Genomic DNA, 25,784 nt, shown 5'->3' with positions numbered 1-25,784 from the left:
GCCTCAGCGGGCGGCCGGGCGCACCGACGGGATCCGCAGTGCGCCGGTGCCCAGTCCGGTCGGCCCGGACGGGATCGCGCCGGGTCCGGCCGGGCCCGGCGCCGACGGCGTGGCCAGCCGGTCCAGTTCCGCGTCGGTGTACCGCACGCACTCGCGGTGCCAGTTGACGATCCCGGCCATCCAGTTCCGCAGTTCCTCGGCGTAGCCGGTGAGCGTGGCACGGGCGTCGGCGTCCAGTCCGTGATCGGCGAACAGGCTGGGCAGGCCCACGTCCACCGCATGCCGGAACTCGGCCAGCCGCGCGGCGATCAGCCCGGCGACGATCTCGAACGCCCGGTCCGGCCCGACGTCGAGGAACGAGCGCACCACCAGCACCGCGTTGTGCAGCTCGCCCTCGTACTCGATCTCCTTGCGGTAGGAGAACACGTCGTTGACCAGGCAGGCGTAGTCGGCCGCGGAGTGCTCGATCGCCTGGATCACCCGGGTGCGGTAGATCTCCGGCGGCACGGACCGGCCGTGCCCGATCCGGCAGAGGCTCATGGTCAGATCGGAACCGAAGGTCCGGCGGCGCATCTGCACGTAGTCGATCGGGTCGGGGATGCGGTTCTGCGTGTGGTTGACCAGCTCCCACAGCCAGCTCTCGGTCATCACCTCGATCGCGGTGCGGAACGTCCGCCGCGCGTCGGTGCGCATCGGCCCGGCGGTGCGCTGCCACAGGTCGGCGAGGCTCGTCTCCAGCGCGTTGAGCGGTGGCGGCACCGGCTCGTCGTGCACCGGCATGAACAGCTTGAACCGCTCGGTCAGCACCTTTGCCGCAGGCAGATCCCCGGTCGTGCCGAAGACCACCGGGTAGTAGTCGTCGCCGTAGGTGCCCCAGGCGAGCCAGCCGCTGGTGAGGTCGAGTTGCTCGGCGGAGGCGTCCGGGTGGATGCCGGCACCGCACAGCGGCAGGTCGATCCCGCGCAGCCGGCGTTCGTCCCACACCGGGCCGTCGAGGATGCCCATCCGCCGCGACCACTCGACGAGGTTCTCCCGCGCCGCGTCCAGGTGCGGGCTCAGCCGCAGCGGGAACGGGATCGCGATCTCCGGTGGGTCGATCGGGCCGGTCTTCTCGAACGGCCGGTGGGTGAACGCGCGAGTCCGCTGCGGTGCGGTCACGACGAGCGAGGAGAAGATCCGCGCGGCCGAGGTGCCGAGACCGGACGGTCCGCCGGGCAGTGCCGGACCGCCCCGCGAATCGAGCGCGCCCTCGTTCATGTAGCGGCTGGACCGCAGATGCCATTCGTGGCCGCCGGATTGCCAGTCCTGCAGGCCCTTGACGTAGGCGAAGGTCGCCATCCGCCCGGCCGGGTGCACCGCGTGCTCGTCGAACAGCGCGGGCACCTCGGTGAGCGCGGTGTGCTCGAACTGGTGCAGCCGCGACGTCAGCAGATCGTTGACCGCATCCGCGGCTTCCTGGGTGGTGCAGCCGAGGAACTCCTCGAAAACCAGCACACCGTTGGACAGCTCGCCCTCGTCCTCCACCTCGTGCTGGTAGGAAAACAGGTCGTTGCGCAGGTGCACGGCGTCGGCGAAGCAGTCCCGCAGCACCGCCATCGGACGCTTCGCGGCGATCTCGTCGGGCACCTCGGCGTGCACCGAATGCTCGATCAGGTTCGCCGACCACGGTGCGCCACCGACCTTCCGGCGCATCTCGATGTATTCGATCGGATTGGAAACCCGGCTCTCGTTGATGTTGGCCAGTTCCCACAGCGATTCGTCGAGCAGATTGCGGGTGCTCTCCCGGAACCGCCGCCGCCAGCCAGCCGAACGCTGCGGGACGGTGCGGTGCCACAGGTCCTCGAGCCCGCGTTCCACCGGGTTCTCCGGCGTTTCGGTGCTCTCGCCGGTGGCGGGCATGAACCGGCCGAGCCGGTCGAGGTACGCACGGGCGTGGTCGATGTCGCCGGTGCGCTTGAACAGTTCGAGGAAGTGGTCGTCGAAGTAGAACACCCACACGTACCAGTCGGTGACCAGGTCGAGTTCGGCTGCGCCCGCGTCCGGATGGGTGTAGGCGCACAACAGCGCGTAGTCGTGGGAGTCGAAGTCCTCCTCGTCCCAGATGACGGTGCCGTGCTGGGGCACATCGATCATGTCCATGGTGTACGCCCACTGCTTGCTGTGCGCCCGTGCGCCTTCCAGCTGCGGGTTCAGCCGGGCCGGGTAGGGCATGTAGAACTCGGGCAGAACGAACGGCTGCACGCGTGGTCCCTGACCTTCCGTGGTCGTAGGCGGCGGACCCGTTGAGGCAAACAGACCCGGCGGTGGCGGCGGAAGGCCCGCGCAGGCGCTCCACCCCAACGATGCCGGCGGGTCGCCCGTGCGGCCGAGCCGCGGTCACCGCAGGGTCTGTGCCGGACGTCGCCGGATCGCTCGTCGGTGGAGGTCAAGCCGACATCCGGGAAGCCTTGTCCGGCCCGGTGTGTTGTGCTGGACGCCCCGAGTGCGAGGAGTGGCGATGAGCGAAGGAACCCGAGTGGTCCGCAACGACGACGAGAACCGCTACGAGCTGTACGCCGACGGGAAACTCGCCGGGTTCGCCGAATTCGCCCCCGGCGAGGGCGAGACGGTGTTCACGCACACCGAGATCGGCGACGAGTTCGCCGGCCGTGGCCTGGCCAAGGTACTGGCCGCGGCGGCGCTGGACGACGTGGTGGCGCGTGCCGAGACGATCGTGCCGAGCTGCCCGTTCATCGCGGGCTATCTGCGCAAGAACGACGGGTACGCCGACCACGTGCGGTGGCCGAGCCGGTGAGTCCGTTGTGGACGCTGCGCGGCACGGGTGCACAAGGGACGGTGAAACACAATCGGCCGAACGGGCGGGCGTCGAGGGTGAGTGGTGCGGGCCGGTCTGCCGGTTCCGGATCGTGGGAGGCTCGGGCTCATTCGTCGGCATGGCAAGGCTGTTCGGCCCAGAGCGGCTGATCCGAACGGCACTGGTGCGGTCCGCTTTGTCCGGTATCGTGGTGAATAACCAACGTTCGTCGGTAGTGCGGTGGTTGCCGGGCAACGAAGGTGTGAGGCGTCCACCCTGCGCGTGGTGCGGAATGCGCGGGGTCGGTCGGTCCCCCCCACCAGAGCCCAACTGGAGGAAGAGTCAATGACTTCCCGGAAGACGCTCATCGCCGGTTTCACGGCATTCTCGGCTGCGGCGCTCACCGCGGGTATGTGCATCAACACCGCGTCGGCGAGCCCGCTCGCGTTCTCGCAGATGCAGGCCAAGGCCGTCACGCAGGCCACCCAGGTCGCCGACAGCCTCGGCGCCGCCAACGGCGGCATCTACCTCGACCGGGGCAAGGCGATCGTCAACGTCACCGACGCCGCGGCGCAGGACAAGGCCGAGGCGGCGGGCTTCGCCACCAAGACGGTCAAGTACAGCTTCCAGGCGCTCACCTCGGCGAAGAACAGCATGGACGCGGTCAAGAACGTGCCGCAGACCGCGTGGGGCATCGACACCAAGACCAACCAGGTCGTGGTGAAGATCTACGACGCCGCCTCGAAGGCCACCGCGGACAAGGTCACCGCGGCCGCGGCCAAACTGGGCGACGCCGCCCGGGTCGAGCACCGCACCGGCAAGCTGGCGACCTACATCGCCGACGGCGACTCGATCACCAACGACCAGGTCATCTGCTCGCTCGGCTTCAACGTGACCAAGGGCGGCGACCCGTTCCTGCTCACCGCGGGCCACTGCACCAACGAGGGCGGCACCTGGTCCGGCGGTGACGTCTCCGGTGCGGAGGTCGTGGAGAGCGACTGCCCCGGTGCCGACTCGGGCCTGCTGACCCGGCCGAACGGAACCGGTGAGGGCGCGATCAACACCGGGCAGAAGATCACCAGCGCGGCCGAGCCGACCGTCGGTGAGCAGATCGAGAAGCAGGGCCAGACCACCGGTGGCGGCAGCGGCGAGATCACCTCGGTCGACGAGTCGGTGAACTTCGACGTCGGTGTGCTCAACCACGAGTTCGGCACCACCGCGAAGACCGACCACGGTGACTCGGGCGGTCCGGCCTTCGACGGGGAGAAGGGCCTTGGCACGCTGTCCGGTGGCGACACCGAGACCAGCTACTTCTACCCGCTGACCCTGGAACTGCAGTCCTACGGCCTCGAGCTCGCCTGAGCCGGCCAGTCTCGTCGCGGCCCGTCGTCCCTTCCCGGGGACGGCGGGCCGCGGTCGTTCGGCGGGCCTAGAGTCACCGGGATGGAGCCGAATCCGAGCCCGGCGCGGCAATTCTGGACGGCGCTGGAGCCACTGCACGCCGTGGTCTATTTCGCACCCGAAACCGCCGAGGCCGCGAAGGCGGTGGGACTGCGCGGCTTCTGGATGGGGTACTTCGCGGGCCGTTCCGCGCCGTTGGGGCCGATCGGTCCGGAGCCGGTCGAGGCGATGTTCTTCGGGTTCGCCCCGCGGATGGTCGCTCGCGCGCTGCCCGACGCGTGGACCTTCGCCTCACCAGGCGAGGTGCTGCGCACCCGGATCGAGGCGGTCGAGACGGCGTTGACCCGGTTGCTCGGCGCGGCTTCGGTGGACGAGCTGGTGCGGTTGCTGGAAGCGGCCGTCGACGGTTGCCGGTTCGCCGGTCGCCCGCTCGGCGCTGCATGGGGCGCGGTGCCGCGGCCGGACCGTCCGCTGGCCCGATTGTGGCTGGCGACCACCGTGCTGCGCGAGCACCGCGGCGACGGGCACGTGCTGGCCGCCGTGGCGGCCGAACTCACCGGCCTCGAGGCGGCCCTCACGCACATCGCCACCGGAGCCACCACCCGGCAGCACGTCCAGCGGGCCCGCGGCTGGACCGACGGCGAATGGGACGCGGCGACCGGCGGACTGCTCACCCGCGGCCTGTTCGACCGCGAGGGCAGGCTCACCACGGCCGGCCAAGACGTGCGCCGCACGGTCGAGGAGACCACCGACCGGCTCGCTGCCGATCCGCTCGAAACGCTCGGCGCATCCGCCGTGGAACGGGTGCTGGCGCTGGCGGCGCCGCTGAGCCGGCTGGTCGTGGACGGCGGCGGGATGCCGGTGACCAATCCGATGGGGGCCGCCCGGCCATGAGAGCGGCCTATGTGCGTCGGCCGGGCCAGGCCGACGAGATCCACGTCGGCGAGCTGCCCGATCCGGTGCCTGCCGAGGGTGCGGTGCTGGTCGACGTCGCGGTGAGCGCGGTCGATCCGGTCGACACGTTCGTCCGCAGTGGCCTGTTTGCGGTTCCCGGGCCGTGGCCGTTGGTACTGGGCCGGGATTTCGCGGGCCGGGTCGCGCAGGACGGCGGCGGATTCACCGCGGGCGAGCCGGTCTGGGGCAACAGCCTCGGGCACGGCGGACGGCAGGGTGCGGCAGCCACCCGGGTCGCGGTGGCCGCCGATCGGCTGTACCGGCTGCCGGACGGGGCGGATCCGGCCGAGTTCGTCGCGATGGTGCATCCCGCGGCCACCGCCTTTCTCGCGCTGTACCCGCACGGCCGGTTGCAGGCAGGCGAGACCGTGCTGGTGGCAGGCGGAGGCGGCAACGTGGGCTCGGCGCTGATCGAACTCGCCTCGAACGCCGGTGCACGGGTGGTGGCCACGGCTTCCGCCCGCGACCTCGCACACTGTCGTGCGCTAGGCGCCGCCGAGGCACTCGACTACCACGACGCCGAACTGCCCGACGACATCGACGTGTACGTGGACACCTCGGGCACGAACGACCTCGCTGCGGTAGTGCCGCGAATGGCCTGGCGCGGCCGGATCGTGCTGCTGGCCGGTCCACACAGCCGGCCCGTGCTGCCCGCAGGTGAGCTCTACATGCACGACCGGACCGTGGTCGGGTTCGCGATCTCGCACGCCACCGCCGGAGAACTCGCCGCTGCCGCGAAGACGTTGAACGAACGGTTTTCCACCGGCGGCCTGCGCCCCCGCGCAGTGGAGCGACTGGCACTGACGGAGGCCGCGGAAGCCCACCGCCGGATCGAACGCGGCGAAACACACGGACGCCGGCTCGTCCTGGACGTCGCCGTCTAGGGTGCGACTGAGCAGGTGTTGGTCCAGATGGTGCGGGAGAATCAGGCCGATCGCGTGATCGGGCGACTCGACGTGCGGCGTCCGAGGCGGGTGGCTCGCTGTCCGCTGCATACGTTGCGTTGGCCGCAATCCTCCGGTCAGGAACCGTCGAGCAGCCGGGACAGGGCGTCGCGCGCCTTTGCGTCACGGCCGGCCAGCGCTTGCAGTTCGTTGGTGAGCACGGTGAGCCATTCCTCCAACTCGGTGCTGCGGCGGCTGATCACCACACCGCGCACCACTTGGCGGACTTCGCAGGCAATATCGCCGCTGCCGGTGGCGGTGAGCACGAGTTGTTGTTGCGGCGCAGAAACGCGTACCTCGACCGGCTGCCCGGCCCGTCCGGCGACGCGGTCGGCGAAGCTGCGACGGCGCTCGACCTCGACCATGCCCGGGGGCAACGCGTCGCCGAGCGTCTCGGACAGCACGCGGCTGTAAGAGGCGACGTCGGCGCGGTCTGCGCGCAGCGCGGCGAGCAGCAGGTGGAACTCACCCGCCGGTCCGCTCAGCTCGGAGCCTGCCATCAGTCGGTGAGCGGCAGCACGAGCTGCGGCTTGGTGATGTGGTGGTCGGCGCGCAGTGGTTTCACCGCGGTGCCGATGGCGAAGAACTCCGTGGTGTGCCCGCCCCAGCGGTGCGGCAGCGAAAGCAGCTGCACCCCGACGATGCCCTCCGCGTGCAGCTGTTCGGCCTCCGCCTGCATCCGCGACATGGCCAGCTCCCGCGCGTCGTAGAGCGCCTCGGTGTACTGCGGGATCTCCACGTTCTGGCCGATGTTGCCGAGCGCCTGCCGGAACCGCTGGTGCGCGATGTGGTAGACGCAGGAACCCATCACCATGCCCAGCGGCGCGTACCCGGCCTGCACGAGCGTCCAGAAGTCCTGCCCGGAAAGGTCGCTGGTGAACGGCTTTCCGGTGTTGTTGCGCCATTCCCCCGGTTCGTCGGCCTTCACCGCAGTACCCACCGCGACGAACTCGGCGAGGTCGTTGCCGAACTCCTTGAACTCGATTTCCAGCCGCACCGCGACGATCCCGTCCGCGCCGAGCAGATCGGCCTCGGCCTCCATCCTGGACATGGCCAGCTCACGTGCGTGGTACATCGCCTGGGAAAGCCGGTCCAGCTCCTGGTTCTTGCTCCACCGGCCCATCTGGAAGCCGACGTGGTAGATGCTGGAGCCGAGCACGAGCCCGAGCGGGCGGAACCCGGCCTCGCGCACGAGCAGGAATTCGTTGACGCTCAAATCCGAGGTGAACAGGCTGGTCGCCTGTCCTGGCCGCATTTCGGCGAGCCGGCGCATGGCGTCCTCGGGAATGTGCGGCGCGGCGGGCTCGGTGCTCACGGCGTCTCCTTCACGGTCGATCCAGCGGCAGGATGGTCAATGCGGCGCTCGGCGCGGCCGCTCCGGTGTGGAATCGCGCGACGGCCGTGCCGAACACGCTCGCCACCCCGGCGACCCCGACTTCGCCGAGCTGCCAGGAGTCCAGCGTCATCCGGGACACGATCGCGCCGTCCGCGCCGGACTCGCGCACGGCCCGGCCGAACTCGGTTCGCGCGGCCGATCGCACCGCGGTGACGAGCTCGGTGTGCGCGTCGACTTCGGTGTTCCCCGACCACACCGTGGTCTGGTACTGCATGTTGTAGTCGACCACGGCACGCGCGCCGAAGCCGGTGACCACGGTCGCGGGCACCCAGCCTGCCTGCACGAGCTTGCTCACGTCCGGTCCGGACAGTTCGGTGGTGAACACGAATCCAGGACGTTGCTTCGATTCGGCTCGCACCGCGGTGCCGAGCGCGACGAACTCGTGCATCGTCTCGTCGAGCGGGGTGACCGAGAGCGCGATGCCGATCACGCCGTCGGCACCGATCGCCTGCGCCTCCCTGCGCAGCCTCTCCAGCGTGGCGCGGTAGCCCTCGCGCAGGAATTCGGCACGCATCGTGATCTGCTGCAATGCGGTCACGGCGAGCGTGGCCGACCAGCCGACGCGCTGGACCACGCACCCCATCACCTCGCCGGAGGGCCGGAACCCGGCGGCCTCGGCACCGACCGCGCCGGGCACGCTCAGCAGCGAAGTCCACGGCCCGGATGCCGCGTACCGCTGCACCCTGGCCTGCGCGACCGGCGGCAGCCCCTGGCCATCCCATTCGGGCACCCGGACCTCCTCGCTTCGCTGTCCCCATCGTGGCACGAGCGGCACGGCCGGTCGGTCCGGAAGTGGCGGTCGCGGGGGGTTTGCCCGGAAAAACCCGGATCAGCGAGTGGCGACTTCGACCCGGTTGCGGCCGGCCTGCTTCGCCCGGTACAGCGCGCTGTCCGAGGCGACCAGCAGTTCGTCGACGCTGGAGAGGTGGTCGGCGGGGTAGAGCGCGCAGCCGATGGACACGGTGAGGTCGCTGATCACCGAATCGCGGTCCGGCAGCGAGACGGTCACCTCCGGGACCCGGCAGCGGATGCGGTCGGCGAGCTGGCCGAGGTGCTCCTCGCTGGGCACGTTCGGCAGCACGATCGCGAATTCCTCGCCGCCCCACCGTCCGCACACGTCCTCGTCGCGCACCTGCCCACGCAGTGCGATGGCGATCTCGCGCAGCACCAGATCGCCGGTCGGGTGGCCGTAGGTGTCGTTGATCGTCTTGAAGTGGTCGAGGTCGAGCAGCAGTACGCCGACCGTGCCCTGACCGGCGCGGGCGCGTTCCAGGTACTGCTCGGCAACGGTGCGCCACCAGCGTTTCGTGGCCAGCCCGGTGGTGACGTCGGTGCGTGCGTCGCGCTGGAACTGGCTCAGCAGCAGACCGCGGTGCAGTGCCACGAGCGCGATCACCACCCCGGCCAGCACCAGCGGGTTGGCCAGCACCAGCAGCGCGGCGGTGACCATGCCGAGCCCGATCGCGCCCGCCTCCAGCAGCTGGTCGCCGAAACCGGAGAACAGGTCCGAGAACGACTGCGGCGGGTTGGACAGCGCGATCGCGGCCATCACCAGCGCGGTGTTGATCGCCCAGCGCAGGCCCGCGGCGAACACGATCACCGCGAGGTCGCTCAGCCCCGGCAGGAAACCGGGCGCGAGAATCCCGGGGTACTGGTGCATGCCGAGCGCGAGCACCGCGACCGCCGCCTGCGTACCGCACAGCACGGAAGCCGCGGAGAAGATCCAGCGGTGTGCCAGCACCGGCCGTTCGCGAGGCCAGATCCGCCACCAGGCGACGGCGTAGGTGAACACGACCATCGCCGTGGCCAGCACCGCCGGGAGGGCGACCACCGCGGCAATGCTCCAGACGGCTTTGGTGTCGACGTAGGCGACTGCGGGTGCGCGGTTGTACTCGCGCTGCCGTTCGATGTGACGGGTCGCCTCGATCGCGGCGGCTGCGCACACCGCGAGCACCCCGAAGCGCAGGAGATCGGTCCGGCTGACCGGCACCAGCCACGCGGTGCTCACCGACGCGCCGACTGCCAGCACGTTCACGAGCAGTACATAAGTGCGTACCGGAGAGGGCAATCGCCACAGCCGCCAGCCCGCCAGCCACCCGGCAAATCGTCCGCGCACTCTTCACCTCACCCGGTTGGCTTCTACCGTAAACGACGAGGCGCGTCGGATGCGGCCCGTCGCCCGGACTCTGGGACCCCCGGGGCAATTTCGCCCGGACGGCCCAGCGACCGGCCGGCGATACGGGGAGGTGGCCACTGTGAGTGATGACAAGTCGCCCCGAACCTGTGACCGAGCAGCACATCGGACCGTCCGGCGGCGCACTCGCGACCGGCGCTGTTACCACTGTCGGTGATTATTGCGATGAGCTATCACCCGGTAGTGGAGTCGAGCGGAAAGGAGGGGACAACCGTGCGCGACAACAACTGGACACTCCGGCCGTAACCGGTCCGCAACCCGAGTCTTGACCCGAGGTCGAGACTCCGGTCTTCCCAGGTGAGAGGAGGTGTCCACGGTGCGGGACAACAACTGGACGTTCTGAAATCGAGCCCGTTTGAGCCGGGAGAGGAGGTGCGAACCGATGCGCGACAACAACTGGACGCGTTGAGCGGGGTTGGTCGAGTGAGCCGGGAGAGGAGGTGCGGACCGGTGCGGGACAACAACTGGACGCGTTGAGCGGGGTTGGCCGAGTGCGGTGTGAGAGGGGAGGTGAGTGGTGGTGCGCGACAACAACTGGACCTGCTGAGTCGGTGTGACGAGGTGCGCTGCCGGAGAGGAGGTGCGAACCGATGCGCGACAACAACTGGACCCGCTGACCGGTCCCCCGTCCGCAGATGTGCCGTCGAGGAGGTGAAAGGCGTGCGTGACAACAACTGGACCTGAACCGAACAGCCCCGTGATTCACTGCGCCGGAGGCGGGGTGGCCCCGTCGAGGGGACTTCGGCGGGGCTGCGCCGCGCGGGCCCACGCGGTACCGGCCACCGCGGCGCAGCCGGCGCCCGCGATCGCGGCGATCGCGACCACCGACGTCGGTGCGAACACCTGCGTGAGGGCACCCGCGGCGATGATGCCGATGCCCTGTGCCGCGCGCAGGGCGGCGATCGCCACGCCGATCACCTGGCCGCGTTGTCCGGCGGGCGCGGCCAGGCTGTACTGCACCTGCGTGATGAGGTCGTGCGCGGAACACGCTCCGGAGACCGTCCACAGCGCGACGATCACCGGCAACGCAGGCGTCCATCCGGTCGGCAGCAACACCAGGCTGCTGGCCACCGCGAGCGGGCCGAGCCAGCGCAGCTGCCACGTCCGCGGCAGCCTGCTGATCAGCAGTGCGCCCAGCACCGTCCCGACCGGGTTGGCGACCAGCAGCCAGCCGAGCGCGCCGGTGCCGCCGAGCTGCGCGGCCACCGGCACCGCCAGTCCTTCCGGCACCACGTAGAACCCGCAGCAGCAGGCGATCGCCAGCAACGACCGCAGCTTCCCGTCCCTGACCACGAGCCGGCACCCGGCCACCAGCGAAGCCCACTGCGGCACGCGTTCGGTGACCGACGTGACCGGATACCGCTGCAGGCCCCAGCGCAGCGCGATCGCCGAAACGGCGAAGGTCGCCGCGTCCACCCACAGCGCGCCGGCCACGCCCAGCCACGTCACCACGGCCGCGCCGGCACCGAAACCGACCACGAGCGCCACCTGGTAGGTCGACGACAGGATCGCCTGTCCGGTCGGCAGTTTCTCCTCGCCGAGCAGGTCCGGCAGCACCGCCTGTCGCGCGGCTTGGAACGGCCCGGCCGCCAGCTGCACCACCGCGAGCAGTCCTGCGGCGATCGGCCACGGCAGACCGGGCACCGCCATCACCGCGACGAGCAGCGCGCGCAGCACGTCCGCCACCACGAGCACCGCACGCCGCGGAAACCGGTCCGCCAGACCGCCGAGCGCCCCGCCGAGCAGATCCGGCAGATAGGTCAGTGCGTACGTCCCGGCGGCCCAGCCCGCCGATTCGGTGCGGTCGAAGACCAGCACCGTGAGCGCCACCCTCGCCAGCTGATCACCGGCGACCGACAGCACGTGCGCCACCCACAACGCCCGGAATTCCCCGACACCGAAGACGTTCCGGAAGGACGGGGCCGTCGTGGTCATGCGCTCAGACTGTCCTGGCGCGGCCACTCGGAGCAACCCCCGCGAACCGGGGTGGGTCGTCGGACACGCCATGGCCGGTTCGTGGAAAACTGGGAGGTCGCCGTCCGTGAATCGTCGCATCGAGGGGTTTTCCGTTGACCGAGGAGAGCCGGCAGGTCGCCGGGCGCTACGAGCTCGTCGAACTCGTCGGCAGCGGTGCCATGGGGATGGTCTGGCGCGGTGAGGACAAGATCCTCGGCCGGGTCGTCGCGGTGAAGGAACTCCTCATGCCGGTGAACCAGGGTGAGGACAAGGTCGAGGAGGCCAAGAACCGCGCGATGCGGGAGGCACGCATCGCGGCACGGCTGCAGCACCCCAACGCCATCTCGGTGTTCAACGTGGTCGAGTACGAGGACCGGCCGTGGCTGATCATGGAGTACCTGCCCTCGCGCAGCCTGTCGGTGAAGCTGCACGAGGACGGGCCGCTGACCGTCGACGAGGTGATCCCGATCGCGGTGCAGCTGGCCGGTGTGCTGACCGCCGCGCACCGGGCGGGGGTGGTGCACCGCGACGTCAAACCGGGCAACGTGCTGCTCGGCGACGACGGCACGGTCAAGGTCACCGACTTCGGCATCTCCCGCGCGATGGGCGACGTCACACTCACCGCGACCGGTGAAATCTCCGGCACCCCTGCGTTTCTCGCCCCGGAGGTCGCGCGCGGCGAGGAGGGCACCTTCGCCTCCGACGTGTTCGCCCTCGGCGCCACGCTCTACATGGCGGTGGAGGGCACCCCGCCGTTCGGCACCGCGGACAACGCGATCGCACTGCTGTACCGGGTTTCCAGCGGATCGATCACTCCGCCGAAGCAGGCGGGCAAGCTCGAGCCGCTGCTGCTGAAACTGCTCGAACTCAAACCGGCGGACCGGCCGTCGATGGCCGAGGTCGTGGCCGAACTGCGCCTCCTCGACGGCGGCGTCACTCCGGTCGTCACGGTCCCCGAACCCCCGACGCTGCCGGAAACCGCGCCACCGGCCCCGTTTCGGTCGCCGGCCGCCGGCGTTTCGGGAGAGGGCGCGGGCTTCGGTGTGGCGGGCGCCGGTGCTGCTGCGCCGGGTGGTTCGGCGGTGGCCGGTTCGGACGCGGGTGCTGCGGGTGGTGTCGGCGTCGTCGGCGGTGGTGCGGGTTCGGGTTCCGCCGCGTCCGGCGCTGCCGCCTCGGGTTCGGTTGCTTCGGATGCCCCCGCCGCTTCGGATACCGCCGGAACCGGCGCCCCCGGCTCCGGGGCCGCGGCCGGCTCGCCACCCTCCGGCCGAAGACGCCGCGGAGCGCTCTTCGCCGGTGTCGGCGCGGTGATCGTGGTGGTCGCCGTGATCCTGACCGTCGTGCTCACCCGCAACGACAAGCAGCAGAACCCGGTCGCCGGTGCTCCCTCGTCCGCGCCGGCCGCCTCGGTGCCGGCGTCCTCGCCGAACAGTTCTTCCTCGCCGCCGCCGTCGTCCCGTCCGACGAGTGCCACGAGCTCCGCGGATTCCTCGCCCGAGGCGATGAGTTCGGCTCTGCGCACCTACTTCTCGCTCATCCCCGGCGATCTTCCGCAGAGCTGGAGCATGCTCAGCGACGGGTTCCGCGCGCAGCACAAGCAATCCTTCGACTCCTACCGCTCGTGGTGGGACCGGTTCAGCTCGGTGTCCGCGAACGACGTCAAGGTCACCGGCGACCGCACGGTCAGCGCCCAGATCACCTACCACCGCGCCAACGGCGGCTCGACCACCGAGCACCACAGCTACGTGATGGTGCAGCGGAATGGTGCGTGGCTGATCGACGTGGAGAACTGAGCACGGCTCGCCTGACCGGGTATTAGACCGTTCGGGTGACACAGTGCCCGGTTTTGTCGGTGTTCGATGCGAACATGTGTTCGTGACGACCGAAGGACCGATCCTGCATGCCGACCTCGACGCGTTCTACGCGTCGGTCGAGCAGCGCGACGATCCCCGGCTGCGTGGCAGGCCGGTGATCGTCGGCGGCGGCGTGGTGCTCGCCGCGAGTTACGAGGCCAAGGCGCTGGGCGTGCGCACGGCGATGGGTGGCGTGCAGGCACGGCGGCTGTGCCCGCACGCGGTGGTGGTTTCGCCGCGGATGTCGGTGTACAGCGCGGCGAGCAAGGCGGTGTTCGAGGTGTTCCGGCGGACCACGCCCGTGGTCGAGGGGGTGTCCATCGATGAGGCGTTCCTCGACGTCGGCGGTCTGCGGCGGATCGCGGGACGGCCGTCGGAGATCGCCACCCGGCTGCGTGCGGACGTGCTGGCGCAGGTCGGGTTGCCGATCACGGTGGGGGTGGCGCGCACGAAGTTCCTGGCGAAGGTGGCCAGCGGTGTGGCGAAACCGGACGGGCTGCTGGTGGTGCCGCCCGAGCGGGAGCTGGAGTTCCTGCATCCGTTGCCGGTGGAGCGGTTGTGGGGCGTGGGCAGGGTGACGTCGGCGAAGCTGCGGCACCGGGGCATCCGCACCGCGGGGCAGGTGGCGCTGCTGCCGGAGGTGGATCTCGTGTCGTTGCTGGGTCCCGGCGCAGGCAGGCACCTGCACGCACTCGCCAACGGCCGGGACCCCCGCGCGGTCCGGCCCGGCAGGCGCCGTCGATCGCTGGGCTCGCAACGCGCACTCGGCCGCCGCCGTCGTTCACCTGCCGAACTGGACGAGATCATGGTGTCTATTGTGGACAGTCTGGCCCGCCGGCTGCGCGCGGCGTCACGGGTGTGCCGGACCATCGTGCTGCGCCTGCGTTTCGCCGACTACACCCGCGCCACGCGGTCCCGAACCCTCCCGGAAAGCACGGACCACACCGAAACCCTGCTCACCGTCGCGCGCGGATTGCTGTCCGCCGCACAGTCCACAGTGCACGACCGAGGCCTGACCCTGCTGGGTTTGTCCTTCGCCAACCTGGACAGCCCGAGCGCAATCCAGCTGCCCCTCCCATTCGACACGGCCTTCCCCACAGCCCCACCGAACTCGCCCACCGCCCCGACACCGCCCGGTACACCTGGCCCGCCCACACCACCCACGCCCAGCCCAACCTCCCCACCGACGCCGACACCGTTGCCGCCGCGGGGCGGCAGTGCCTCTCCGCCGGTGCCGCCGACGCGCGGCAGTACGTCTCTGCCGGTGCCGTTGATGCGCGGCAGTACCTCCGCACCGGGGTTGGCACCGGTGCCGCCGATGGGCGGCAGTACGTCTCTGCCGGTGCCGTTGATGCGCGGCAGTACCTCCGCACCGGGGTTGGCACCGGTGTCGCCGATGGGTGGCAGCACGTCTCCGCTGGTGCCGTTGATGGGCGGCAGTACCTCCGCACCGGGGTTGGCACCGGTGCCAACGATGCGCGGCAGTACCTCTCCACCGGGGTCGGCACCGACGCCGCCGACGCGCAGCACAATCTCCGCTCCGACGCCCATGCCCACACCCACGCCGCCGACGGGTTCGGCTGGGACGAGTCTGTCCCTGCCCTCAGCAGGTTCGCCCAGCGCGGCGGAGCGGCAGCCGGTGGGTCCGCCCGGTGCGGCGGAGGGGCAGCCGATGGGTTCGTCTGGTGCGGCGGAGGGGCGGTCGCTGGGTTCGTCCGATGTGGCGGAGCGGCAGCCGATGGGTTCGCCCGGAGCGGCAGAGCGGCGGTCGGCGGATCCGTCTGGTGTGTCAGTGCCGTCGCCGTCGGTGGGCTTGGCCGGCGTGGCAGTGCCGCGGTCGTCGGTGGGTCTGTCTGGTGCCGCGGAGCGGGGGTCGGGGGGTGCGGCTTTGCCGTCGTCGTCCGGCTCGTCCGGGGGGTCTGCGACCGGTTCGTCCGGTGCCGCGTCGCGGGTGTCGGCCGGTTCGTCTGGTGCGGCAGCGTCGTCGGGTTTGTCTTTCGTGGCGGGGTCGCGGCCGTCGGCGGGTTCTTCTGGTGCGGTCTTGCCTCGTGCGCCTGATGGACCGGTCGGAGTGGCTCGTTCTCCGTCGGCCGATCCGCTGGACGTTGCGGTGGACACCGTCCGGGATCGTTTCGGTGCCGCTGCGGTGACCAGGGCTGTCCTGCTACACCACGAACCCGGATTGGAGATGCCGATGCTGCCGGATTGACCGCTGATGCTCGGACGTGTGCCGCACCGTGGTGGGCGCCGGACATCGGCCGTCGTGGCGTGCTTGCGATTCAGAGGTCGTGCAGACGGGAAAAGACCCGGTCGAGCGCGTCCCGCCGTGCTTGCGGCGGGTAGCCGCCGATGGGCGGGTGCGCTTCGACGAGCTGGTCATCGATCAGCTCGCCGACGAGCGCGCGCGTGGTGCCGACGGTCAAATCCAGCCGTGCGGCCAGTTCGGCGACGGCAATGGCTTCTGCGCACAACGCACAGGCTCGGTCGTACGGCGTTCGCAACAACCGATGCAGCCTCCGCCCGAGTTCGGTGGCCGAGACCAGCATCTCGAGCGCGAGTTCGTGTTCCAGGCGCGGCTGCCCTTTCCCCTGTTCCGCCGCGGCGGCGCGTAATGGCACAGGTTGCCCGCCTTCGCCTGCCCGCCCGCGCTCGGGTGCTTCGCCGTTCCCGGCCAACGGTCCCGCCGCCGCTCCGTAGCCCGCAGCACCCGAGCCGACGTTCCACCGTCCGCCCGTCGGCGCACCGCCTTCGGCACTCCACGGGGCCCCCAGAGACCCACCGCCGTCACCGGCCCAAACCGCACCGGACCGCGGAGGGTCTTCGTGACGTAGTGGGATGGCGGGTGGTTCAGCGTTGTCGTGGCGAGGCGCAATGTCTGACCGGGGACGGTTTTCGTCACGGCGTGCGGTGCCAGGTGGTCCGGCGTTGTCGTTGGGAGGCGGTGCATCTGGTCGCGGAGGGCTTTCGCGGCGCGGTGGTGTGGTGGGTGGTTCGACGCTGTTGTGGCGACGCGCAGTGCCGGGCCGGGCCTCGTGGTGCGGTGGGGTGTTGCGTGGCTCGATGTCCGCTTGGCGCGGTGCGGAAGGTTGTGGAGGGTTTCCGAGGTGGGGTGGTTCGGTGTTGTCGGCGCGCGGTGGGCTTCTGCGTGGCTTGATGTGCTCGGCGGGCCAAGGGGCGTCGCGCGGTTCGCCGGTATCCGGTCGGGTTGGGGTGCTTGGCGGGTCGTTTTGCGTCGACGGGAGTGGTCGCTTCGGTAGTCCGCCGGATGGGGTGGGCGCGGATGCCCCGCGGTCCGGGTCGGTTGCCGGCGTGCCGGTGAGCGGATCATCCGGTATGCGCGAGTGCGGCGGGGTGGCCGGTTCGGCGTCGCGGGCGTCCGGTGTGTCCGCCTTTGACTGCCCGGCGTCGGGCAGGCGATGCCGGCCCGAGCGCGGCGGTGGGGGCGGCGCGCCGGGGAACTCCGGCTCGGGCATGCCGCACCTCCTCACGTCCTGGGTCGAAGTACAACATCGTGCGCAGGGTGGTGCCAAGGGCCGTCCGTCGGGATTCGTCCGAAGTGGACGGGAAGTGCCCGCAAACGCCCAGACCCCCGGGGCGGATCGGGAACCCAGGGCACCGATCGCCCCGAACCCGCCGAACCCGCCGAACCCGCCGAACCCGCACAGGCTCGCCGAACCGGCTCCCGACCTGGCGAGCTGTACCCGGATCCGTCGAACCGGGCACAGATCTGGCCGACGGTGGCCCGGACTGCCGAACCGGCACAGTCTGATGGACCGTGGTCAAGCCAACCGTTGCCAAGGCCCTGGTGGACCGTGGCCGAACCCGGTGGACGTGGCCAGGCCCCGAGCCGTGCTCGAGTCTGCTGCAGTGGACGGCCGCCGAGCCGGGGCGGGAGGGTTTGGCTGTTCCGGCCGTACCCGCCGGCCCACGGTGCAGGCCGTCGGCCAGCGCGGGCAAGCCGCGAGTACAGCGCCACGGCTGGGCTACGCGACGAGGCGGGTTGCGATCTCGCCAGCCTGCGAGGTGTCGGTAAGGCGGGCTGCGATCTGGCAAAGGTGGGTGTGCGCCGGAGAGTCGTTCGGTGAACGTCGATGCGGGATCGACGGTGATGCCGGAAAGCCGCCCGGTGCCCGGACAGCTTCCCGGACCACAACCGAGCCGGCTGGATCGACGGGACAGGCCGGATCGACGGGACCAGCCAGACCGGCCTGATGGTTCACTCCGGCCAGTCCGCCAGTCCGCCAGTCCGCCAGTCCGCCACTCCGGCCACTCCGCCACTCCGCCAGAGCGGCAGAGCGGCAGAGCGGCCAGACCGCCGGGCCAGGGCAGGCCCGGCAGAACGGCCAGGCCAGCCAGAGCGCCGGGACCGGCCAGACCGGGCCAGACCGGCTAGACCAGGGCCGGAAGGCCAGCCAGGTCGGCCAGACCGGTAGAGCGGCGGGACCGGCAGAGCGGCGGGACCGGCAGAGCGGCGGGACCGGCAGAGCGGCCAGTCCGCCTGATCAGCCAGACTGGCCGGAGCGCCGGAACCGGCCAGACCGGCCAGGCCAGGGCCGCCAGGCCGGGGCAGAGCCGGAAGGCCGGCCAGGCGAGCAGAGCCGGAGGGCCGGCCAGGCGAGCAGAGCCGGAGGGCCAGCCTGGCGAGCAGAGCCGGAAGGCCGGCCAGGCGAGCAGAGCCGGAAGGCCGGCCAGGCGAGCAGAGCCGGAAGGCCAGCCTGGCGAGCAGAGCCGGAAGGCCGGCCAGGGGTGGGCTGGAGGGTTCAGGCGGCCTCTGCGCCGGACTTGGCGTGGTGGCGGCCTCGGAGGTCCAGTTCGATTTGTTCCAGGCTGCGGCCCTTTGTTTCCGGGACCAGCCACTTTGTCAGGGCGAACAGGATGACGTTGATGCCTGCGAAGAGGAACATCGAGCCGCCGATGCCCAGGGCTCCCGGGTCCGAGATGATCGGGAACACGGCGCTGATGATGCCGGTCGCGGCCCACAGGACCACGCTGCTGACGCCCATGCCCGCGGCGCGGACCTTGAGCGGGAACACCTCCGACATCATCACCCACACCACGGCGCCCCAGCCGAGTTCGTAGCCGACCAAGTACAGCACCATGGCGATCAGCATCAGGATGCCCTTGGTCGCGGTGTCCTCCACCCCGACCACCACGAAACCGGCCCCGATCAGCGTGAGCACCATGATCACGTTGCCGATGAGCAGCAGCGGTTTGCGGCCCCAGCGGTCCACCACGAACACCACCCACGCGGTGAACAGGAATTTCGTGACGCCCAGCAGCACCCCGGACAGCAGTGCCGCCTGGGTGGCGAAACCGAGCCCGATCAGCATGGTCGGGAAGTACGCGTTCACCGCGTTCACGCCGCTGAACTGCTGGCCCATCGCGAGCAGCAGCGCGACCACGAGCATCGGCCGCACCATCGGGGTCACCAGATCGCGGAAGCGGGTCTTCGCCGATTCCGTGTCCAGCCGGATGACCTCGCGGATGGTGCTGATCTCCTCGTCCACGTCGACCGCGGAACCGTGCGAGCTCACCAGTACCGAACGGGCCTGCTCCTCCTGCCCGTTCGCGATCAGCCAGCGCGGCGTCTCCGGCAGGAACATCAGGCCCACGAACAGGATCGCAGCAGGCACGATCGCGCCGGCGAACATCGCGCGCCAGTTCTCCGACGAGCCGAGTCCGTAGCTCACCAGGAACGCAATCAGGATGCCCAGCACGATGAAGATCTGGTTCAGCGAGCCCATCGCCCCGCGCAGCCGCGCCGGGGCCAGCTCGGACAGGTACGTCGGCACGGTCGACGACGAGAACCCGATGCCGACACCGATCACCAGCCGGGACACGATCAGCAGGCCGAACGACGGCGAGAAGGTGGCCGCGACCGTGCCCACGATGACGATCACCGCGGCCGCCATGATCGTGCGCCGCCTGCCGAGTGCCTCGTTGAGCCGGCCCGAGAAGATCGCGCCGACGACCGCGCCGACCGAGATGCTGGCGGTGATCACGCCCTTGTCCCACCCGGTCAGGTTCCAGACCTTCCCGATGAACGGCAGCACCCCGGAGATGACCCCGAGGTCGTACCCGAACAGGATGCCGCCAAGGGCACCGAAGAAGTACAGCGTGGTCCTGTTGATGGGCCGCCGCGCTGCGGCTGTCTGTGTCATTGCCGAGCCGTCTCTTTCCGGAGGGGCCGTCCGGTCGGAGTTCGCTGGGGGAGACCAGCTCCGTCCGGGCCGGGCGATGGGGGTCGTGGATGGCCGTGGTTTCCTCGTGCCGCCGCGGGCCGAGGTTCTCCGCGGAGCACGGTGAAACGGCTGGTTCCCCTGCTGCGCAACGCCTTTCCTCGCTGCCGACGGTGCCGGCGCGGTGCGTCGGCGCGTTCGGAACGAACTTCGCCGTACACAGTCACACGCCACCTTCCGGCGAGCAAGACGCGGGCTGATAACTATTCAGTCACGTGACTAGTATTCACATACGTGTACAGAGGGGTAGGGAGTTTGCCCAGGTCAGCGACAGGTTGTCGGGTTTCTGTCCAATCGGGAACCGCGTGCGGTGGGTCCCGTCGTGCGGCTGCCGCGGGGCGGAAGGGCTGCCGCCGGGTGGGAGAGGCTGCGGTGGGGCGGAAGGGCTGCCGCCGGGTGGAGAGGCTGCGGTGGGGAGGAAGGGCTGCCGCCGGGTGGAGAGGCTGCCGCGGGGCGGAAGTGCCTGCCGCGGGGTGGGAGAGGCTGCGGTGGGCCGGAAGGGCTGCCGCCGGGCGGGAGGGGGCGCGGAAGTGGTTGTCGCTGGGACGGAAGGGCTGCTGCCGGGTGGAAGTGGCTGCGAGTGGCAAGCCGGAGTGCGGGCGAGAGGGGTTTCGATGCCGCTCCGGGGGCCTCAATGGGCGGATGCACTGCGCCGCGGCGACGGTAGGGCGGTGATCACCTGGTGCTCCGCCGGGCTTCTCGTGGTGAAGGTGGCAACGTCGGCAAGTCAAGTCGGGGGTCGGTTCCGGTGAATCGACGGCGAGTCACTGCGGCTGTGGCGGGACATGAGTTCACTGCCTTCGATGCCAACACGTCATGGCCGACGCCGCAGTGGCGCAAGAGAAGGCGGGCGCACCGAAAAAGCGGACCCCGTGGCGGTGCCACGGAGTCCGCTTCGAAATGATGGGGCTCAGGCGTTCTTGATCGCGGAGATCTCGAACTCGAGGGTGATCTTGTCCGAGACCAGCACGCCGCCGGTTTCCAGCGGTGCGTTGAAGGTGACGCCGAAGTCGCTGCGGTTGACTGCGGTCGAGCCGTCGAAGCCCACGCGGTCGTTGCCGTACGGGTCCTTCGCCGAACCGCCGAACTCGAACGGGATGGTCACCGATTTGGTGATGCCCTTGATGGTCAGCTCGCCGGTCACGTCGAAGGTGTCGTCGCCGGTCTGGGTGACGTCGGTGGAGGTGAAGGTGATGGTTGGGTGCTCGTCGGTGGAGAGGAAGTCGTTGGTCCGCAGGTGACCGTCGCGGTCGGCGTTGCGGGTGTCGATGCTCTTGGTCTGGATGGTGACCGTGGCGCTGGACTTCGCCGGGTCGTCGCCGTTCACGGTGAAGCTGCCGTCGAACTCGTTGAAGGAGCCGCGGACCTTCGTGACCATGGCGTGCCTGGCGACGAACCCGATGCGGCTGTGCGTGCCGTCGATCGTGTACTCGCCGGTGAGGTGGGGGTAGGTCGTCGCGCTGGTCATGTCTGTTCCTTCGGGGGTCGCGCTTGTTGATTGAGGGTTCAACCAAGACTGTAGCCCACCAGAACTGATTGCGCGAGCAAGTGTTGCGTTAGACTCCCCCATGTGCTGAACCGAGCCCCGCTGACGAGTGCAGAACAGGCTGTGTGGCGGCCGCTGGCCCGGATCATCACGGTGCTGCCCCGCGCGATCGAGGACCAGTTCGAGCAGGACAACGGCATTTCGATGACCGACTACACGGTGCTGGTCTCGCTGTCCGAGGCGGCAGCGGAACGGCTGCGGCTGACCGACCTGGCGAAGGTCACCGCACTGTCGCTCAGCCGGATCAGCCGGGTGGTGGAAAGCCTGGAACGCCGTGGCCTGGTGCGCAAGGTCAAGTGCCCGCAGGACCGGCGGGCCGCGCACGCCACGCTCACCGACGAGGGGCACGCGAAGCTCGCCGCCGCCTACCCTGGGCATCTCGATCGGGTGCGCACCTACCTGTTCGACCACCTCTTGCCGGAGGAGGTCGAGGCCGCGGGGCCGATCCTCGCCCGGCTGGCCGCCGCGCTCGAACAGCCCGAAGCACGTCGACGAAAGCAGAGCGCATGACCGACAAGGGCACCTACCGGCGCGACATGAACTACCTCGCCGACCGGATCACCGCCGACGGCCGCGACGGCTGGCCGGTGGAACCCGGCCGCTATCGGCTCGTGATCGCCCGCGCCTGTCCGTGGGCCAACCGAGCTTCGATCGTGCGACGGCTGCTCGGGCTCGAGGACGTGCTGTCCATGGGCATCTGCGGACCGACGCACGACGAGCGCAGCTGGACGTTCGACCTCGACCCCGGCGGCCGCGACCCGGTGCTCGGTATCGAACGGCTGCAGCAGGCGTTCTTCGCGCGCGATCCGGAGTACCCGCGGGGGATCACCGTGCCCGCGATGGTGGATGTGCCGAGCGGTCAGGTCGTGACCAACGACTTCAAGCAGATCACCCTCGATCTTTCCCTCGAATGGCGGGCCCACCACCGCGAAGGCGCTCCCGATCTGTATCCGGAACCGTTGCGCGCGGAAATCGACGACGTGGCGGAGAAGGTTTTCCGCGACGTGAACAACGGCGTGTACCAGGCCGGGTTCGCCAGTTCGCAGGAGGCTTACGAACAGGCCTACCGTGCGCTGTTCGATCGGCTCGACTGGCTGTCGCAGCGGCTCGCCGGGCAGCGTTACCTGGTCGGCGACACGATCACCGAGGCCGACGTCCGGCTGTTCACCACGCTGGTCCGGTTCGACGCGGTCTACCACGGCCACTTCAAGTGCAACCGGCAGAAGCTCGAGGAGATGCCGGTGCTGTGGGCCTACGCCCGGGATCTGTTCCAGACGCCGGGATTCGGTGACACCATCGACTTCGCGCAGATCAAGGAGCACTACTACGTGGTGCACCGGCAGCTGAACCCGAGCGGGATCGTGCCACTCGGTCCGTACCTGTCCGGCTGGCTCACCTCGCACGGCCGGGAGGAGCTGGGTGGCCGGCCCTTCGGCGACGGCATCCCGCCCGGTCCGCCGCCGGAGGGCGAGCGGGTACCCGGGCTGCCGGAGGCCTGATCCGCTCAGCCTGCGGCCAGCAGGATACGCAGCAGCTCGTCCGGAGCGTCGCGCATCAGGTCGTGCTTGCTGTCCAGTTCGTGCACGTTCCACTGTGGATCGTCGCGGAGTTTCCGGTGGGTGGGTTCGAAAGGCGAACCGCCGTCCCACACCTTCGCGTACACGTAGTCACGGCGGCGGAACCGGCTCAGGTCGCCGTCCAGCCGGATCGTCTGCAGCAGCGATGCCAGCGGGTGCGCGGACGCGCGTGGGTCGAAGAACGGCAGCGGCGGTACCGCATAACCCGTCTCGCCCACGCTCAGGTACCACTCCCGCTGCCGGTCGTCGGTGAGCGTCCAGCAGGATTCGCCGCTTTCGGGCACGAACGCATCGAGGTAGACCAGCGCGTCCACGAGTTCGGGCCGCCGGTCGGCGGCGCCGGTGAGCACCATCCCGCCGTAGCTGTGGCCCACGAGCACCGCGCGTTCCACCCGCTCGGTTTCGAGGAAGCGCACCAGGTCCTCGATGTGCGTCTCGAGGTTCACGCCGGCGTGCAGCAGGTGCTGCCGTTCGCTGAGCCCGGTCAGGGTCAGCGGCAGGACGCGGTGTCCCTCCGCACGCAGCTGTCCGGTGAGCCGATCGAAGCACCAGCCGCCGTGGCAGGCGCCGGGAACGAGTACGTAGGTGGTCATGGCGGAAACGCTAGGAGCTTCGCGGGTATAAGTCCAAGAGCTGCTTGTTCCTCAGGCCAGAAGCAATGGTTATTCCGGTAGTTCCAGGTCGTGGGCTTTGCGGAAGTCCGTCAGTGTCGCCCAGGCCAGATGCGGGTCGAGGGCCAGATACCTGCGTGCCACGGCCAATTGGTGCAGCGCGGGCGTGAGGCGGTCTTCGGTCAGTGCGTCGGTGAACAGTTCCAGCACGGTGGCGCAGAAGAGGACGAAGGCACTGCTGTGGTGCCGTAGCAGGTTCACCGGGTCGCCGATGTCGTTGGTGGCGCCTTCGTGGAGTCCGGCGGCGAGCGCGGCCAATTCCACGGACTCGTGCGTTTCCGGGATACGCAACAGCTTCGTCCACAGTTCGGTGAGTTCGCCGGTTTGCTCCAGTGTTCGTGCCTGTCCGGTGAACGTGGTTGCTTTCGCCGTCAGTTCCGCGCGGACCAGGATCGCGGTGACGGCCGACAGCGATGGCTCGTACAGTTCGGCGGTCACGTCCACCATGTCGATCGTGGTGCGGCGCAGGTCGCGGGGGAGTCCGCCGGACAGGCAGTGGCCGAGGTGGCAGAACTGCTCCGGGACGCGCGGCAGCCGCTCGGTGATCCACAACCTGCTTTCGTCGAGGGTGAACGGTTCCAGGCGCACCAGTTCGGAAAACGCGCTGTCCATGGCGTCCCGTACGGCGAGGCCGCGTTGTTCCAGGCTGAGCAACGCATCGTCGGACACCGAGACGAGGTAGAGACAGCCGGGCACGCCGAAGATCCCCTTGATGTCGTTCACCAGCTGCTGGGCCTTGTCCGGTTCGCCGATCTTGTCCAGCTCGTCGATCGCCACCACGAGCCGTTCGGTGATCCCGCCGTCGCGGAGCCTTGCCGCGGTCTGCTCGGCGAAGGTCCGGAATTCCGTCACCACTTCCGGATGGGTCAGCTGCTGCCGGGCACGCTGCGTCGAGCGCGTGCGGCCCAGATCGGCGCCGGCCGGCAGGAGCAGCTTGCCGGACCATCCGCTGGTGTGCGTCAGCAGGTAGCGGATCCGGTCGAGCTGCTGGTGCGCGTCCGCGCGCAGGGCGTGCAGCTCCGCGTTGTGCCGGTGGCGCACCGCGGCGACCAGTACGGCAACGGGGAGGGACAGCAGCTGCACCGCCTCGACGAGGGCGAGCAGGGCGAGCACGAGCACCGCGATCCGGTTGCCCGCCGGCTGGTCTGTCCACAACGGACCGATGAGGTCCGGAAAACGTACCTGCGCCAGCAGCTGCCACAGTTCGGCGGGGAAGTGCAGGAACGGGCCGTCCCACAGCCATCCGCCGAGCAACCAGGCCACCGCGGCGGAGCCGGTGAGGCCGGCCAGCCTGCGGGCGCCCCGGCGCAGCCAGGTACGCCAGTCCTCGATCGGCGGCAGGTCCGCCCGGAGCCGTTCGAGCACCGTCTGACACAGCAAACTGTGCAGGTGCAGCACGAAGTCGCGGGCATCGTAATCGGCCGGGGCAGCGGCGAGGACCACCAGCGGTGCCGGGTTCTCCGTGCCGTGGATCAGGCCGCGTTGCAGGGAAAGGATCGCAGTCGACTTACCGGACCCGCGTTGCCCGCCGAGCGCGACCGCGCCGGAACCGGCCCGGTCGAGGATGCGACGCAACCGCTTGGCCGCCGGCGTGGGCACGATGCGGTCGCTGTTCTCCTCGTAGAGGTCGCGTTGTTTTTCGAAGACCAGTTTGGTGCCGTAGTACAGCCTGCGGTGCGCGACGAGGTAGTCGCGGATCTCGGGAAGCACGATTTCCCGCAACGCGAACTCACGGCGGTGGCCGAGCCCGAGCTGCTCCTCGCCGAACTCGGCCGGGCCGGGGGTGAACTGTGCACGCAGGGTGGCAACCTGCCGGAGCACCCGCGCGGTGACCGCGGCCAACCCACAGGGCAGCGCCAGCACGGTGAAGATCCTCAGGAACACCGGCATTGCGTCCCACGCCGCCACCAGCAGCGTCAGATAGCCGACGGCGAACAGGGCGGGGACGGCCAGCCAGCCCAGTCCGCCGATGCGGATCGGCCGGGTGCGCGGCCGGAACCCGGCATCGCCTTCGGCAGCAACCTGATCCTGCAGCATCCGGAGCTTCGCGAGCAGGGTTTCGTTCTCCAGCAAGGCCTCGCGCGCGTCACTGCCCGCCAAGTCCTCACGGCGCAACGTGTGCCGGATGCTGGTTTCGCCGAGTGCTTCGTCGACCAGCGATTCCAGTGCGGCGCGAGTGGTCCACAAGTCGAAGTCGTCCAGCGCCTCCTCGTCGAACGCGCGCGGGTCACTCCACTTACCGGCCACCGGCGGATGATC

The 25,784-nt window shown here is 69.9% G+C and carries 18 protein-coding genes and 1 pseudogene; 8 read left to right on the top strand and 11 right to left on the bottom strand.

What is annotated here, in order from left to right; genetic code table 11:
• Positions 1 to 3: 3 nt before the first annotated feature.
• Positions 4 to 2,241: a terpene synthase family protein gene (locus tag ABD793_RS14810; RefSeq protein WP_344859994.1), complete on the bottom strand. Its 2,238-nt coding sequence runs from the start codon at positions 2,239 to 2,241 to the stop codon at positions 4 to 6.
• 256 nt (positions 2,242 to 2,497) lie between these two features.
• On the opposite strand from ABD793_RS14810, the gene ABD793_RS14805 reads away from it, so the two are divergent.
• The 4 genes from ABD793_RS14805 (at position 2,498) to ABD793_RS14790 (ending at position 6,033) form a co-directional block, all read left to right on the top strand.
• Positions 2,498 to 2,794: a GNAT family N-acetyltransferase gene (locus tag ABD793_RS14805; protein ID WP_344859992.1), complete on the top strand. Its 297-nt coding sequence runs from the start codon at positions 2,498 to 2,500 to the stop codon at positions 2,792 to 2,794.
• Positions 2,795 to 3,139: 345 nt separating this feature from the next.
• A complete protein-coding gene (locus tag ABD793_RS14800) occupies positions 3,140 to 4,156 on the top strand; it encodes a S1 family peptidase (RefSeq protein WP_344859990.1) in 1,017 nt (338 codons plus the stop codon).
• An 81-nt stretch (positions 4,157 to 4,237) separates the two neighbouring features.
• Positions 4,238 to 5,089, top strand: a complete 852-nt coding sequence (locus ABD793_RS14795; RefSeq protein WP_344859989.1) for an SCO6745 family protein — start codon at positions 4,238 to 4,240, stop codon at positions 5,087 to 5,089.
• Positions 5,086 to 6,033 (top strand): zinc-binding dehydrogenase, encoded by a 948-nt coding sequence (locus ABD793_RS14790; RefSeq protein WP_344859988.1) that lies wholly within the window; start codon positions 5,086 to 5,088, stop codon positions 6,031 to 6,033. Before ABD793_RS14795 ends, ABD793_RS14790 begins: the two co-directional genes overlap by 4 nt.
• 137 nt (positions 6,034 to 6,170) lie before the next feature.
• Here the strand turns inward: ABD793_RS14790 and ABD793_RS14785 are convergent, their stop codons facing one another.
• The 5 genes from ABD793_RS14785 to ABD793_RS14765 all read right to left on the bottom strand — a co-directional run bounded on the left by ABD793_RS14785 (position 6,171) and on the right by ABD793_RS14765 (position 11,618).
• Positions 6,171 to 6,593 carry a hypothetical protein gene (locus ABD793_RS14785; protein WP_344859986.1) on the bottom strand — a complete coding sequence of 141 codons (423 nt, stop codon included), beginning with the start codon at positions 6,591 to 6,593 and terminating at the stop codon, positions 6,171 to 6,173.
• Positions 6,593 to 7,408 (bottom strand): heavy metal-binding domain-containing protein, encoded by an 816-nt coding sequence (locus tag ABD793_RS14780; RefSeq protein ID WP_344859984.1) that lies wholly within the window; start codon positions 7,406 to 7,408, stop codon positions 6,593 to 6,595. The genes ABD793_RS14785 and ABD793_RS14780 overlap by 1 nt, the downstream gene beginning before the upstream one ends.
• Before the next feature lie 10 nt (positions 7,409 to 7,418).
• The gene (locus ABD793_RS14775) at positions 7,419 to 8,219 is read right to left on the bottom strand and encodes a heavy metal-binding domain-containing protein (protein WP_344859982.1); all 801 of its coding nucleotides are present in this window, start codon (positions 8,217 to 8,219) and stop codon (positions 7,419 to 7,421) included.
• A gap of 99 nt (positions 8,220 to 8,318) precedes the next feature.
• On the bottom strand, positions 8,319 to 9,605 hold the full coding sequence (locus ABD793_RS14770; RefSeq protein WP_344859980.1) for a GGDEF domain-containing protein: 1,287 nt from the start codon (positions 9,603 to 9,605) through the stop codon (positions 8,319 to 8,321).
• A 780-nt stretch (positions 9,606 to 10,385) separates the two neighbouring features.
• On the bottom strand, positions 10,386 to 11,618 hold the full coding sequence (locus ABD793_RS14765) for an MFS transporter (RefSeq protein ID WP_344859978.1): 1,233 nt from the start codon (positions 11,616 to 11,618) through the stop codon (positions 10,386 to 10,388).
• Between the two features lie 134 nt (positions 11,619 to 11,752).
• On the opposite strand from ABD793_RS14765, the gene ABD793_RS14760 reads away from it, so the two are divergent.
• Both ABD793_RS14760 and dinB read left to right on the top strand, forming a co-directional pair.
• Entirely contained in the window at positions 11,753 to 13,432 is a 1,680-nt protein-coding gene (locus ABD793_RS14760) for a protein kinase domain-containing protein (protein WP_344859976.1), read from the top strand.
• Between the two features lie 76 nt (positions 13,433 to 13,508).
• Positions 13,509 to 14,576 (top strand): annotated as a pseudogene (gene dinB, locus ABD793_RS14755) (DNA polymerase IV); the annotation flags it as partial.
• Positions 14,577 to 15,771: 1,195 nt separating this feature from the next.
• Here the strand turns inward: dinB and ABD793_RS14750 are convergent.
• From ABD793_RS14750 to ABD793_RS14740, 3 genes are all read right to left on the bottom strand, one after another.
• Positions 15,772 to 16,167: a DUF742 domain-containing protein gene (locus ABD793_RS14750; protein ID WP_344859974.1), complete on the bottom strand. Its 396-nt coding sequence runs from the start codon at positions 16,165 to 16,167 to the stop codon at positions 15,772 to 15,774.
• Positions 16,168 to 18,252: 2,085 nt separating this feature from the next.
• Positions 18,253 to 19,653 carry a sugar porter family MFS transporter gene (locus ABD793_RS14745; protein ID WP_344859972.1) on the bottom strand — a complete coding sequence of 467 codons (1,401 nt, stop codon included), beginning with the start codon at positions 19,651 to 19,653 and terminating at the stop codon, positions 18,253 to 18,255.
• Between the two features lie 988 nt (positions 19,654 to 20,641).
• Positions 20,642 to 21,199, bottom strand: coding sequence for a YceI family protein (locus ABD793_RS14740; protein WP_344859970.1), 558 nt, complete (start codon positions 21,197 to 21,199; stop codon positions 20,642 to 20,644).
• Between the two features lie 102 nt (positions 21,200 to 21,301).
• Between ABD793_RS14740 and ABD793_RS14735 the strand changes: the two genes are divergently transcribed.
• Together ABD793_RS14735 and ABD793_RS14730 are read left to right on the top strand one after the other, a co-directional pair.
• A complete protein-coding gene (locus ABD793_RS14735) occupies positions 21,302 to 21,787 on the top strand; it encodes a MarR family winged helix-turn-helix transcriptional regulator (protein ID WP_344859968.1) in 486 nt (161 codons plus the stop codon).
• Complete coding sequence (locus tag ABD793_RS14730) at positions 21,784 to 22,776, top strand: glutathione S-transferase family protein (protein WP_344859966.1); 993 nt, start codon at positions 21,784 to 21,786, stop codon at positions 22,774 to 22,776. The genes ABD793_RS14735 and ABD793_RS14730 overlap by 4 nt, the downstream gene beginning before the upstream one ends.
• 5 nt (positions 22,777 to 22,781) lie before the next feature.
• On the opposite strand, the gene ABD793_RS14725 is transcribed toward ABD793_RS14730, so the two are convergent.
• Together ABD793_RS14725 and ABD793_RS14720 are read right to left on the bottom strand one after the other, a co-directional pair.
• Positions 22,782 to 23,447 (bottom strand): alpha/beta fold hydrolase, encoded by a 666-nt coding sequence (locus ABD793_RS14725; RefSeq protein ID WP_344859964.1) that lies wholly within the window; start codon positions 23,445 to 23,447, stop codon positions 22,782 to 22,784.
• Between the two features lie 69 nt (positions 23,448 to 23,516).
• Positions 23,517 to 25,772, bottom strand: a complete 2,256-nt coding sequence (locus ABD793_RS14720; protein WP_344859962.1) for a hypothetical protein — start codon at positions 25,770 to 25,772, stop codon at positions 23,517 to 23,519.
• Between the last annotated feature and the right edge of the window lie 12 nt (positions 25,773 to 25,784).

It is taken from the genome of Amycolatopsis ultiminotia, from assembly GCF_039536925.1.
Classification (GTDB): domain Bacteria; phylum Actinomycetota; class Actinomycetes; order Mycobacteriales; family Pseudonocardiaceae; genus Amycolatopsis; species Amycolatopsis ultiminotia.
The sequence above is the reverse complement of the archived record's forward strand: the minus strand, read 5'-3'. Positions and strand labels throughout refer to the sequence as shown.